General features: G+C 43.5%; 10 protein-coding genes. 3 read left to right on the top strand and 7 right to left on the bottom strand.

Annotated elements, in window-relative coordinates; all coding sequences use genetic code 11:
- Positions 1–54 precede the first annotated feature (54 nt).
- The 6 genes from acnD to JMW85_RS07390 all read right to left on the bottom strand — a co-directional run bounded on the left by acnD (position 55) and on the right by JMW85_RS07390 (position 8,946).
- The gene (gene acnD, locus JMW85_RS07365) at positions 55–2,688 is read right to left on the bottom strand and encodes a Fe/S-dependent 2-methylisocitrate dehydratase AcnD (RefSeq protein ID WP_201581786.1); all 2,634 of its coding nucleotides are present in this window, start codon (positions 2,686–2,688) and stop codon (positions 55–57) included.
- Positions 2,689–3,031: 343 nt separating this feature from the next.
- Positions 3,032–4,171: a bifunctional 2-methylcitrate synthase/citrate synthase gene (gene prpC, locus JMW85_RS07370; RefSeq protein WP_087815415.1), complete on the bottom strand. Its 1,140-nt coding sequence runs from the start codon at positions 4,169–4,171 to the stop codon at positions 3,032–3,034.
- Positions 4,172–4,355: 184 nt separating this feature from the next.
- Positions 4,356–5,009, bottom strand: coding sequence for a DUF2059 domain-containing protein (locus tag JMW85_RS07375; RefSeq protein WP_087815417.1), 654 nt, complete (start codon positions 5,007–5,009; stop codon positions 4,356–4,358).
- Positions 5,010–5,102: 93 nt separating this feature from the next.
- Positions 5,103–5,993, bottom strand: a complete 891-nt coding sequence (gene prpB, locus JMW85_RS07380; protein WP_087815419.1) for a methylisocitrate lyase — start codon at positions 5,991–5,993, stop codon at positions 5,103–5,105.
- 354 nt (positions 5,994–6,347) lie between these two features.
- The gene (locus tag JMW85_RS07385) at positions 6,348–7,646 is read right to left on the bottom strand and encodes an NRAMP family divalent metal transporter (protein WP_045454703.1); all 1,299 of its coding nucleotides are present in this window, start codon (positions 7,644–7,646) and stop codon (positions 6,348–6,350) included.
- 286 nt (positions 7,647–7,932) lie between these two features.
- A complete protein-coding gene (locus tag JMW85_RS07390) occupies positions 7,933–8,946 on the bottom strand; it encodes a LysR family transcriptional regulator (protein WP_087815424.1) in 1,014 nt (337 codons plus the stop codon).
- A 238-nt stretch (positions 8,947–9,184) separates the two neighbouring features.
- Here JMW85_RS07390 and JMW85_RS07395 point away from each other — a divergent pair, with 238 nt between their 5' ends.
- Together JMW85_RS07395 and JMW85_RS07400 are read left to right on the top strand one after the other, a co-directional pair.
- Positions 9,185–10,141 carry a hypothetical protein gene (locus JMW85_RS07395; protein ID WP_087815425.1) on the top strand — a complete coding sequence of 319 codons (957 nt, stop codon included), beginning with the start codon at positions 9,185–9,187 and terminating at the stop codon, positions 10,139–10,141.
- A 340-nt stretch (positions 10,142–10,481) separates the two neighbouring features.
- Positions 10,482–10,997, top strand: coding sequence for a hypothetical protein (locus JMW85_RS07400; RefSeq protein WP_087815427.1), 516 nt, complete (start codon positions 10,482–10,484; stop codon positions 10,995–10,997).
- 35 nt (positions 10,998–11,032) lie between these two features.
- Here the strand turns inward: JMW85_RS07400 and JMW85_RS14420 are convergent, their stop codons facing one another.
- Complete coding sequence (locus JMW85_RS14420; RefSeq protein ID WP_265088312.1) at positions 11,033–11,158, bottom strand: hypothetical protein; 126 nt, start codon at positions 11,156–11,158, stop codon at positions 11,033–11,035.
- Positions 11,159–11,681: 523 nt separating this feature from the next.
- Here JMW85_RS14420 and JMW85_RS07405 point away from each other — a divergent pair.
- Positions 11,682–14,072, top strand: coding sequence for a TonB-dependent receptor (locus JMW85_RS07405; protein ID WP_087815429.1), 2,391 nt, complete (start codon positions 11,682–11,684; stop codon positions 14,070–14,072).
- Positions 14,073–14,138: the final 66 nt, after the last annotated feature.

Raw genomic sequence — 14,138 nt, forward strand, 5'->3', positions numbered from 1 at the left:
ACATTGGCTTTTGTCACGTGTACGGCAGCTATCGCTGTTGTTTATTCGTTTCTATTAAACGATATCTAACGTGCCATCGATAAACTCTTTAGCAAAGCGCTGGAGCATACCGCCAGCGTTATACATTTTAACTTCATCAGCGGTATCTAAGCGGCATTTCACTGAGGCTTTATCGACAGTACCATCTGTTCGGTTAATGACCAATGTCATCTCACCGCCGGCAGACACTTCGCCTTCGATATCAAATACTTCAGTACCATCGATATTAAGCGTATTACGATTGACACCTTCTTTAAACTGCAAGGGTAGCGCGCCCATACCGACCAAGTTTTGACGATGGATACGCTCAAAATCTTCAGCAACCACTACTTCAACGCCTGCTAAACGCACACCTTTAGCAGCCCAATCACGGCTTGAGCCTTGACCATAGCCGTCGCCGGCGATGATGATAAGCGGTTGCTCTCGATTCATATAGGTCTCGATTGCTTCCCACATACGCATGACTTGACCTTCAGGCTCTACTCTAGCAAGCGAACCTTGTATTACTTCACCTTTCTCGTCACGTACCATCTCATTCAATAGCTTAGGATTGGCAAAGGTAGCACGCTGCGCCGTTAAGTGATCGCCACGATGGGTTGCGTAAGAGTTATAGTCTTCTGCTGGCAGACCCATGGTATCAAGGTACTCGCCAGCAGCTGAGTCACCCAAAATCGCATTAGACGGTGATAAATGGTCAGTAGTGATGTTATCACCCAATACCGCTAATGGACGCATGCCTTTTAGCTTATTCATCGCTGCCATTTTGCCTTCCCAATACGGCGGACGGCGGATATAAGTCGTCTGTTCACGCCAGTTATAGAGCGGACTTAATGCTTTACCCGTGTCTTTTTTGGCTTCGTCAAACATCGGAATATAAACAGCGTTAAATTGTTCAGGCTTCACGGCTTTGGCAACGATGGCATCCACTTCGTCATCATCAAACCAAATGTCTTTTAAATAAACGTCATTGCCGTTTTGATCTTTACCTAATGAATCTTTTTCGATATCAAAGCGAATATTACCGGCTATAGCATAGGCAATCACCAATGGTGGCGACGCTAAAAACGCTTGCTTGGCATACGGGTGGATACGACCATCAAAGTTACGGTTGCCTGATAACACGGCGGTAGTGAACAAATCATTATCAATGATTTCTTTTTCGATATCTGGGTCAAGTGCGCCGCTCATACCATTACAAGTGGTACAAGCAAAGCCAACCACATCAAAGCCGATTTCTTGCAATTCTGGCATCAAGCCGGCTTCTTCTAGGTACATTTTGACCGTTTTTGAGCCTGGTGCTAAAGATGATTTCACCCAAGGTTTCCGTAACAAGCCTTTAGCATTGGCGTTACGGGCGACGAGGCCTGCAGCGACCATGTTACGTGGGTTTGAGGTGTTGGTACAGCTGGTAATAGCCGCGATAATCACCGCACCATCTGGCATCATACCGTCTTTGGGTTCTGGTAATTTTTCATCAGCACCGTGGGCAATACCTTTTGCTACCAAATCGGTGGTTGATACGCGAGCATGTGGACGTGAAGGGCCCGCCATGTTACGGACGACAGCTGACAAATCAAACTCTAGGACGCGGGCGTATTCGGCTTTTTCCATGCCGTCAGCCCATAGACCCACTTGCTTGGCATACTGCTCAACCAGTTTAATCTGATCTTCACTACGACCGGTTAGGCGTAGATAGTCGATGGTTTGTTCATCGATATAGAACATCGCCGCGGTTGCGCCATATTCTGGCGTCATATTAGAGATGGAAGCACGGTCACCAACACTTAGCTGACGTGCACCTTCACCGAAGAATTCAATATAAGTAGAGACCACGCCTGCATCACGTAAGAACTCAGTCATCGCAAGTACGAGATCCGTACCGGTAATGCCTTTTTGCAGTTTGCCGGTTAATTTAACCCCAACGTAATCCGGTAGGCGCATATACGATGGATTGCCTAGCATGACGCTCTCAGCTTCAAGCCCGCCAACACCGATGGAGATAACACCTAAAGCATCAACCATTGGCGTATGGCTATCGGTACCGACCAAGGTGTCAGCAAAAGCGACTTGTTCACCGGCTTTATTGTGCACGACCTGTACAACAGGCGACATTTTTTCTAGATTGATCTGATGCATGATGCCGTTACCCGGTGGCACGACGTTTACATTGTCAAAGGCATACTGACACCAGTTGATAAAGTGAAAACGGTCATCGTTACGGCGCTCTTCAATAGCACGGTTTTTCTCAAAAGCGTTTTCTTCAAAGCCTGCATGCTCAACAGCTAGCGAGTGATCAACGATGAGCTGAGTCGGTACAATAGGGTTTACTTTTGATGGGTCACCGCCTTGCTCAGCGATGGCATCACGTAGACCAGCCAAATCAACAAACGCCGTCTGACCCAAAATATCATGACAAACCACGCGGGCAGGGTACCAAGGAAAATCTAAATCTTGTTTGCCTTCGATATGCTGCTTAAGCGCATCGGTTAACTCTTCTGGTGGGCAACGGCGTACTAGGTTCTCACACAGTACTTTTGAGCAGAATGGTAGCTTGTCATAAGCACCAGCTTCGATACTCTCGACAGCCTCACGGGTGTCAAAGTAATAAAGATCAGTATCTGGAAGCTGTTTTTTGAATTGTTCGTTCATTGGTTGTACGAGGGCGTTGTCCATAAGTCACCTTTGGCTGTTGGCTAATTATAATAAATCGTTAAACGTCAATATTAGGTAAAAGTCATTCCTTTAGCAAAATCATCGTTCGTTATTATAGGCTTTGCTAAAGAAGCGATATTGAAAAGTAAAAAGACGTGGTTTATATAAAGAAATGTTTATATGAAAAAGACAGCGTATGACGATTAAGCCCAAACAGACAATAAGGCTCAATCATCATATCGTTACCAGCCAGCACTATTGCTAGCTGATAGTAATTATTTGGCAAAAAGCACTGAACAATCATCATTCAAAACTGAATAACAGCTACTTAATAATAAGCTTAACGCGCATTCATATCTGGTACTGGACGCAATTCTTCGCCAGTGTACTCTGCGCTTGGGCGAATGATGCGGTTATTAGCACGTTGCTCAAATACGTGTGCCGCCCAGCCCGTTAGACGCGAGCAGACAAAGATTGGCGTGAACAGTTTGGTTGGGATACCCATGAAGTGATAGGCAGAAGCATGGAAAAAGTCGGCATTACAGAACAGTTTTTTCTCGCGCCACATGACTTCTTCACAGCGCACTGATACTGGGTATAGCACCTCATCACCAACATCCGCTGCCAGTTTTTCAGCCCAGCCTTTAATCACCACGTTACGCGGATCTGACTCGCTATAGATGGCATGACCAAAGCCCATAATTTTGTCTTTACGCGCCAGCATACCCATCATTTCTTCTTCGGCTTCATCAGGTGAGCTAAAGCCTTCAATCATATCCATTGCCGCCTCATTCGCGCCGCCATGAAGAGGGCCTCGCAATGAGCCAATCGCACCTGTTATACAAGAATGGATATCAGATAGCGTAGAGGCGCAAACGCGTGCCGTAAAGGTTGAAGCGTTAAACTCATGCTCTGCGTAGAGGATAAGCGAGACGTTCATCACTTTTGTGTGTAGCTCGTTTGGTTTCTCACCCTTTAACAGATGCAAGAAGTGACCGCCAATGGTCGCATCATCGGTTTCGGTTTCGATACGCACATTGTCATGGGTAAAACGATACCAGTAGTTGATGATAGAAGGGAATACCGCAAGCATGCGATCTGCTTGGTCGTTTTCTTCCTCAAAACTCATTTCGGTTTCTAAGTTACCCAGCATAGAGCAACCTGTACGTAATACATCCATCGGATGCGATTCGGCAGGGATACGCTCAAGCACGTCTTTTAATGACTGTGGTAGACCGCGAAGGGTCTTTAGCTTGGCTTGATAAGCATCAAGCTCGGTTTGGTTTGGCAAGTTGCCGTATAGCAGCAAATAAGCCACTTCTTCAAATATGCATTTGTCTGCCAGTTCTGATACATCATAACCGCGATAGGTCAGACCTGATCCTGACTTGCCGACGGTAGATAGCGCGGTCTTGCCAGCTACTTGTCCGCGCAGACCTGCGCCTGACAATACTTTTGTTGATGGGTTTTGTGCTGCCATGATGAAATTCCTTTTGTGGGTAGCTTTTTGGGTGAAAACCGGTGTTTCTAAGTTTCTAAGTTTCTAAGTTTCTAAGTTTCTAAGTTTCTAAGTTTCTAAGTTTCTAAGTTTCTAAGTTTCTAAGTTTCTAAGTTTCTAATAATAAATTTGTCAGTTGATGACTGACTATAGCGCCAGTCAAGTATTACGCAGGCTGTTCAGGCTGTGGACCATCTAAATCGACATTACAACGCTTGAATTCGGCTTCAATAGGAACGTTCAAGACTTCCATTGCGCTGCCTTCGCCTTCTGCATTATTGATTTTCATGTACTTGACACCCAGTGGTGATTCCATGAATGTCTGAATCTCAGTCATCTCCTCTGGAGTAGGGTCAGCCATTGGTGTTGCAATCTCTTCACCATTCATGACGCGCAGTTGCTCATTACCAAACGTAATCAGCTTTTTCCCTACCTCTGACGTATAAAAGTCATCCAACTCTTGTAACTCTGCATCGGTAAACTGACTCTTATAGAAGCTATCGACTTCGGCTTTACCCAAGTCTTTGTCGCGTGATTCGAGACAGCTGACTTGCTCTGCACTGAGCGCACCACTATTGATAACTGGTGCGAACAATAGACTGTCGACGGTATCTAGCGTAATCGTCGTCATGACCAAGTCATCTTGAGTGGCAGGTGCAGGAGCCTGTTTGGTAGTATCAACTTCAGCAGTGCTTGCACCACTGGTCGTATCATCAGCGGTTTCTGGTGTTTTATCACAGCCCGTCATGAATAATAGCGCCGCAAGCGTGCTGCTCAGTAGTGACGTTTTAAGAGCAGTATTAGCAGTAAAAAATGGCATAAATAACCTAAAAGTAAATGAAGACGGATTTCGAAAAAATAACACACTCAAAGGTGAGCTATCTTTTCAGTATTGCCAATGAAGAATGCCTAACTACTTATTAGCAAATAGCTTGTCTAGCGTCTGCTCAAACTCATGATAATTTAAGAAATCATACAGCTCCATGCGGGTTTGCATGGTATCAACAACTTTTTCTTGGGTGCCATCAGTCAATAGATGCTGATAAACGTTTAATGCCGCTTTGTTCATCGCACGGAATGCTGATAGCGGGTACAACACCATCTCTACACCCACGCTATACAGTTGATCAGTGGTGTAAAGGTCGGTCTGACCAAACTCTGTCATGTTGGCGAGTACTGGGATATCCAATACGTCAGTGAACTTACGATACATTTCGATATCGGTTAACGCCTCGGCAAAAATCATGTCTGCGCCTGCTTCTTGGAAGGCAACGGCGCGCTCGACAGCAGCGTCTAAGCCTTCTACCGATAGCGCATCTGTACGTGCCATGACCACAAAATCAGGATCCGTTTTGGCATCCAATGCCGCTTTTAAGCGATCAACCATTTCTGAAATACTGACGATTTCTTTATTTGGGCGATGACCACAGCGCTTTTGCGCCACTTGGTCTTCGATATGTACCGCTGCCACGCCCGCTTTTTCCATTTTTCTGATGGTCTGGGCGATGTTAAACGCACCACCAAAACCAGTGTCGATATCGACTAATAACGGCGTATCAACTGCGTCAGTGATACGGCGTGCATCTTCTAGCACATTATCAAGGCTAGTCATACCCAAATCAGGAAGACCAAATGAGGCATTTGCCACACCAGCACCAGAGAGATATAACGCTTGGTGACCGACTTGGGTTGCCATCATTGCAGTATAGGCATTGATAGCACCTGCAATTTGTAGTGGCTGGTTGTTATCATTTTTTTGAGTGAGGGCACTGCGAAAGCGTGCGCCAGCAGATGATAGAGTCATGTGAGTGTCCTTGCATAGAGAGATAGTATTATCGTTATTGTGTTCGATTATACTCAATAATCAGTGAGTGCAAAGCATTGTTTGAGCACAATAATTTAAATAATTTAAATAAATATTTTATTAAAATTAATATTATTCACCATATGAATAGCATTATCTATAAAGTAATGGTTTGCTTAAGCTATTATTCATATTGCTGAATTTGCAAAGACACGTATAGCCCATGATTTACATTTATTTACAATAGCGGTTGCGCTTATTTTTATCGATTCATGGTTTTAGCTTACCAAAAAGCCCTAATAGCTAAGCTAAAAGGGCTTTTATGATATAAATAGATATTTTTAAAACCGATACCTAGCCAAATAGTCCAGCAAGATTGGCTAAAAATAACAGCGCAAAACCCGTTAAGAAGATGAGTCCCGCGATAGAGAGTGCATTCATGCCAAAAGACAGTTTTTTATGGTTTTTAACCAGTGAGTAATTCAACCAGCCAAAGATAGGCGCTGAAACAAACGCCGATATCATGGCAAACTTAAGCATAGTACCTAGTTGTCCAGTAAAGAAAGTGATAATCATCAACCCACCACCGATAGCATAGGTCGTCCAAAAAGCGATTTGCTTTTTGTTGATTTCGCTTTCACCTTTTATTAGACGCCAGCACTCAGCGTTGGCACGGCCATAACCGTCTGCACAGGTGATCGTCGTGCCGAACATACACATAAAGGCGACGAAAGCGACCAATAAACGTGACCATTCGCCGATAGTCGCGGTATACATGTTGATCAACTGATTGATATAAGCGCCACCGACCAGCTCAATTTCTTGTCCTGAGCCATACTGTACAAACACACCTAACGATAAGAAGAACAATGCCAAAATGGCAGAAACGGCATAACCGACGTTAAAATCTAACAAACCTTGGCGATGGGTGGTGTGATCGGCTTTGACTTTGGCAGATGTCCACATCGAGGTAATGGCGGCAAACTCAAGCGGTGCTGGCATCCAGCCCATGAGTGCCACGATGAAACCTAAAGTTGCTAAATTCCAAGGGGAAGCCGCGACAAAGTCAGCAGCCATGACTGTCGGCTTGCCAGCAGCAATGATGACAGCAGCGACGGTCGCAGTCGTCAAGGCAATCATAATCCATTTGGTCACACCATCGAGCAGCTTATAGTGACCCGCAATTAAAAAGAACCAAGAAACCGCCACGATAATCAATGACAGCGCCATCGTCGACAGACCAAGGGAGGCGGGTAGCATAAAGCCTAGTATCACCGCCGCGATGAGCGAGACCGCGCCCGTACTAATGACGGCTGATAGGATAGAGAGTATAAAATATACCCACAGATATACTTTTGAGCGTTTGGCATAGCCTGCAATCAAACTCTCGCCAGTGTCATAGACGTAGTCGGTTGCAAAGCGAAAAAATGGATACTTAAAAACGTTGGCTAAAATAATCATAATGGCCAGTTGCCAGCCATATATAGCGCCAGCCTGCGTCGATGAAATCAAATGCGAGCCACCGATAGCAGCGGTTGCCATCAAAATACCGGGACCAAAGATGCGCCAGCTAAAGCCTTCTTGCGGCGAGGTCGCAGTATCGTCAGTGGCATTTGGGTTGGTGCGTGGATTATTGAGTGGTTGTGTGGTCATGAATACCTCTAAATGGTTAAAACGGCAAATTATCACTTACCTGTGTCAGCTTGCCAATGATCATGAGAGAAGAGCTTTATAAACTGCTTAAATATAAAACGATTCATCTTGTATCGACTTTAGCACACCGAAGCCAGTCAGGAGAATGATTATTCTAGTTGTTATTACTATTTGTTTGCATTGCCATTCTTTTTAGTTAGCATAATCAGTTGCTAATATCAAGTATTAAGGCTGATTATTTTTTAGCGGTTCTTTATAACACAATATCCATCCAATATCTGATAATTTAAGGCTGTGACACAAATTTTTGCTGACGATAAGTGATGCCGCGCTGCTCATATACCTGATAGGTGGCGCTCAGCAAATCAGAAATGCTGGGATGAACGAAATCTTTGAGTGTATGTAGATAAATAGGGGAGGTGACGTTTTCGTGTACTAAACGTTGATAACTGATTTGGTCGGTACGCACAGTCTTTAGGCTAGCAGGCACAAGGGTAATGCCTTCGCCAGCCGCCACCAAGCCTAGCGCTACTTGCAAGTCACTCACCGTCGTAGTCATAAAAGGCGAAATACCGTATTGTGCGAATAAGTGTAGTAAAGGTTCAGTAATAGGCGCACTAAGTGTGGATTGCTCAGCGCTTGTGCGTCTGGATTTTGTATTATTATCCAGCTTTGCACTGGTTGATTTTACGCTCGTCGCCATCGGTAAATGGGTTTGATGGTAGAGAATCAGACGATTGTTCGCTAAGTCTATCAACCGTTGCTCTGTTACATGCGCCAAAGGATGGGCTTTTGGTAAGGCGACGACATAACGCTCATGACGCAGCAGTATTTGCTGAATCCATGGATCTTGATGGGGGAAACGCCCAAAACCGATGTCTATCTCACCAGATTTGAGCGCCTCTATTTGTTGATATGAGCTAATGTCTTTGAGATTGACGTCGATATCGGGGCTGGATTGCTTTAGCATGGCAATGATTTCAGGAAGCAATCCATAAAGCACGGATGGGACAAAGCCAATATTCAGCATACTACTGGGCGTCGATAGCCGCTGCGTCATGCTGGTGACGGTATCAATCTCTGTCAATATGGCGCTGATTTTGTCGTAAAAGAATGTACCAGCTTCAGTCAGATGTAGCGGTCTATGGTAGCGATCGACCAATTCCACACCCATATCCGTTTCAAGCTGTTTAAGCAGACGACTCAAGCTTGGTTGTGACAATCCAGTTTTAGTCGCTGCGGCACTAAAGCTCCGTGAATCTGCGATAGCAATAAAAGCGTTGAGCTGTTTTAAATCCATATCTTTATGCTCACTTGTTTATGATGTCACCGTTGCTTGTGGCTTATTTTTTTTGGCTATTTTGATTATTTTATCCGAATAAGAGCAGTAAGCGACAAATTATGCTTGAAGCGAACGAGGCGAGCTACTATATTGTTTGTTAACGTTAGTGTTACACTTTAGCAAACAATAAAAACTTTATTCTTAATTCTAGCTGTTATCTACTTTTTCGCGGTAAAAACTGGTTTGGTATTACTTCATGAGCGACAAAAAAAATAGCCCTAATGCGCAGTTAGAGGCAAATTTAGCCAAAATTGCTAATACTAAGCCACGTAAGCGTATGCGTAAAGATAATATCTACGAGCGTTTCATCACGCGTGTCGAAAATGTTGATAGTAATGAGGATAACCCTGCTTTCAAAGAAAATGCATTAAAACCACTAAAGAATACCAACCATCTTTCATCGTATGAGCCATTAAGCGCCACAGAGCTAGAATTATTTGCTAATTTAGAGCAAGAAAGCGTGAGCACAGGTATTCATGTAGATTTTTCTGATGACGATAAAGACGAGGGTTTTTCGACAAATCATGCACCGCTAGCTAATACTGACAACTCTTTAGATTCTGATGCAAGTAACGATAAATCTTCTTTATATATCGCTGACAGCGCGAATGCTGATGATTTAAAACGTCAAGATTCAGAAAGATTAGCAGCTGAAAAAGTTAGAAACGAACAACTATCTAATGATAACGAGACTGTAAATGACAATGCCACTGTTAAACAATTAGTAAAATCAAAGGAAAAGCAAGTAAGTAGCAAAAAACCGCTTATTATTGGCATGATATTTGGCTCATTATTGATTGCTATTATTGTAGCAACACTGATTTTCACCGGTGTTCTATCGACCTCAACGAAAACGATTGCACCTGATAGTGCAGAGACGAAAACAACAACGACAGATGCAGCACCAGCTGTTAGCACTGGCAAAGCAGTAGTAACCGATGACAACCAACCTTCTGCTGATACAGGCGCGATAGACAAATCGACAGTGATATCGCAACCAGAGGAATTCCCCACTGAGAATCCAGACACTAATCCTAATGGGGTAGAGACTACTGAAGCCCCATCGACCATGCCAGCAGCTGAGGCAGCCATCACTTATGATGACTTTAGAGAAGAATCCCAAAGTACCTTGTATCGTGAGACCAATGATTAGGGTCTGTTGGACATTCATCATTTCAACTAGTCATTTAATCTAAGGCATATTCTCAATTCAAATGGACTGAATTTTGCCAAGCAGTGTTAAATATCTGCTTAATACCTCGAGATAACCTGTGCTATTTTGCTTATTAGACTGCAATTCATCTCATTTTTATCACCATTTTTCAAATTGCTCATCAGCAACTAGCCATACAATAATAGTGCTTTCAAGCCGCTTATCAGTCAATTCTATCGCTCATACCAAAAATCATTGCAACATACCCGAGAGCCCGTATCCTAAGATCAAGGATACGGTGATAGGCCGTTCATGACATGGATTGACTCGGTATTGAATTATGACTATCTCAGACAATAAAAATGATATCAATAAAAGTGTTGGCTTATCCAGTAATTCTAATAACGAGCCACTATTAGCAACCGACACCGCAAAGCTAGCAAAAGGCAGTTTGCTGAGTCATGTAAAATGGTTTGCCATAGTGGGTGTCTTGTTGTTAACGACTATATTCGTGTCGGCTCGTTTTTTTTCAACAATCCCTCAAACATCCATGGTAAGTGTTCATGTACCTGTTACGGTAGCTACTCATCAAATCAACGAGACGGCAGCAGATAGTTCACAGCTAGCAAAAGTTAAAAATAATCACAATCAGGCTAATGTTGAAGCTAAGCATGCTCAAGCCAAGAATGCTATTAGTTATGGTGATTTTAGACAGGAAGCACAGAATATCTTATATCGTGAGGCAGAAGCGTCTGTCTCACGTGTGAACCTAAATACAGCTAGCATTGAGCCTGCCATTAGTCATGAAGATTTTAGAGTAGAAGCAAAAAATATCTTATACCGTGAGGAAAAATAATCAAGTTTATAGGCTAACAGTCACTTTGGTTAATGCTAATTGATAGTGGACTTAACCATATTTTTAATTTCAATGACACTTAATATCTGCTGACCATCTGCAACCAGCAGTAGCGTACTACCACGGCGTGCCACTTCTGGTAATTGTTGTTCTAAATCCATAGTACATCGACGTCGCCAGCAGCTTCCACCGCTCGTCCCAAGATCACAATCACCTTAGCTTGAGCATCCAGCTCATGACTACTACGCTAATCGTTGTCGAAATTAAGCAAACTAACAAAGCCACTGAAATAAAAATAGCAATGAGTTTGCCTTTTGAGAGGACGGCAATATAGTCAGTTCAATCTCATTTGGCGTTCTGGTACGTTTGGCATCTTCTATCGTACCAAAGCCATCATATGCTCTAAGAAGCCTTGTTCAGGCGCTTGGGTGATATGAATAATATATCAGTGTTGAGCCATATAGAAAGCTATTAATTGAATTATGGATACCGCTTAGATATCAAATCTTGAGTGACGCTGGAGTAGTATTTTTCGGAAGCACTAGGGGTTTTCGATATTGTAAATAATTATAGAAACAAAAATGATTATCATTTACAATATTGTTCACAAAGTTAGTACACACAGCATTATTAGCTAAATATAACGTTTACCACTCTTTGATCCTCCAATTAAGTGAAGTGAATATGAAACGCCACCATCAAGTTGCTCTATCCTTTCTTACCCTTTGTATCAGCCAGCAACTATATGCACAAAACAATGTCAGTGCTATGGACATCGCTTCAAATACGATTCTTTCAGAAGACTTAGCTGTCAACGCCGCCTCAAGTGAGTTACCAAACGTGACTTTAGATACCATTACGGTCACTGCTAAAGCAAGGACAGGAACGGCTCTGGCACAAAAAATTAGTGAGATGCCCGCCGTCACACAGGTAATTACCGAAAATGAGCTACAAATGCAGGCGACAGGCAATCGTACTACTGGAGATATATTGGCTCAGCTGATCCCAAGTTTGGGGGCAAGCAGCGGCTCAACCAGTAACTATGGCACTACCATGCATGGCCGTCCCGTGCAGTTTTTGCTGAATGGTGTGCCATTGAGTGGCTCACGCAGCCTTTCACGCGAGCTAAACAGTATCGACCCTGCGCAGCTTGAGCGGGTAGAGGTGCTCTCTGGTGCGACCAGTATTTATGGGGCTGGCGCGGCTGGTGGTCTGATTAATCTCGTCACAAAATCTATGGTAGGTTATGGCTCTATCAGGCAAACCAGAGTCGGCGTCAGTAGCAGTCGTAATTTTGACTCAGATTCATTAGGTTATCATGTGGGGCAAACATTGGGTTATGGCGGTGAGCGAGTCTATGGTCGCCTAGATGTGGATTATGATCGTAAGGGCGGCAAATTCGATAGCCACGATAATCGCATCAGTCCAGACGTCAATCAAACTGACCAACAAGATACCGAGTCGCTAAGTATTAACGGTAGCTTGGGTATAGAGCTCACTGACAGCCAACGTCTTGATTTGGCAGTGACTTACTATAATGATGAGCAGGATACTGACTATGGTCCAGATTATGGTAAAAATTTACAAGTATTATTAAAACCGAAAAAATTACCACCATCTTTAAAAGCGATTGATGGCGCTGAAGTAGAAAACGAGCCTTATACCACCAAAACATCAGTGAACCTTAACTATAATAATGATGATATTGCAGGCTCAAATTTGAGCGTCACAGGGTACTATCGAGACGAAAAAGGCCGTTTTTACCCTTCTGGGAAAAGTGCAGCAGACCAAGCAGCTGAAGTTTGGGCTGCCAATGGTCTGACTGATAAAGACACGCTAGGTAAGCTGTTGAGCGCAGCAACATTCGTCACTCAATCAGAAGCAGATATTGAGGTGATGGGTTTGCGTGCCGCTATGCAAACGGATAGTGAAATTGCGGGTAAAAAGACACTGTTTAGCTATGGGGCTGATTTTGAACGCGAAAAAAGTGAGCAAACCTATGAAGGGCAAGACTTAAACACGTTTCTTGCTAGTAATGGTTTGAGCGCTCAAACCAACGGACTATCTTATAATGGTGGACCAGATACCACCATTGATAAATGGGGCGCTTTTGTCAATGCCGATATAGATATCACTGATAAATGGCATACCAGTGCTGGCGTGCGCTATCAAAAATTGAAAGCAGAAACGGCTACTTTCACGCCCATTTATGAGCAATTGCTCGAAGAGTATTTTAATGATCCTCGCATCAGTGGTGTCAGCGATGCTTATGGCATTGACTATCAGGCTGGTCAAGTGGAAAAGGGCAATACAGACCACGATAAAACCCTATTTAATATCGGTACCAGCTATCAATTAACCCCAAATGACCAAGTATTTGCCAATTTTTCACAAGGCTTTACCACTGCTGACATTCAGCGTGCGCTACGTGATGTACGGGCAGGCTTTGTCGTCAACTCAGACAATGTACAACCTATCGCAATCGACAATTACGAGTTGGGCTGGCAGGGCAAGCATGGCAATACTGCTGCACGATTGAGCGGTTTTTATAATAAATCAGATAAAACGGTACGCTTTACCAATGACTATACGGTAGAAGTGGTCGATACTGATGAGCGCGTCTACGGAATAGAAGGTTCGCTCAGCCATGATATTGATGATCAATGGCAATTGGGTGGCAGTGTTGCCTATACTCGTGGTCAGTATGATAAAGATGGTGATTGGTTGGAGCTTGATGCCGTACGCTTGACACCCCTTAAAGGCACGGCATTTACACAATATAACTTCGATGAAGGCAGCAATGTACGTCTACAAGCATTAGCAATTGGCGGTGATAATAAAGCCTTTAAGGATCAACAAAAAGATCCTGATTCTAGTGCATTACCAGTCACAGGTTATATGACACTTGATGTATTAGGACAAGTCAAAATGCCGGTAGGTCGAGTAGACTATGGGATTTATAACTTACTCAATAAGGATTATCTAACGGTCTATCATCAAACAACCTATGGCGATTTGAATCGTTTGCCTGCATCGGGTACAACTTACGGGTTGAGCTACACTGTGGATTATTAAAAATAATATCAGACCAGTTTTTATTGCCCATAAAAAACTCTTCACTATCTCTTTAATTTTAAGACC

The organism is Psychrobacter glacincola (genome assembly GCF_904846075.1).
Taxonomy (GTDB): Bacteria; Pseudomonadota; Gammaproteobacteria; order Pseudomonadales; family Moraxellaceae; genus Psychrobacter; species Psychrobacter glacincola_C.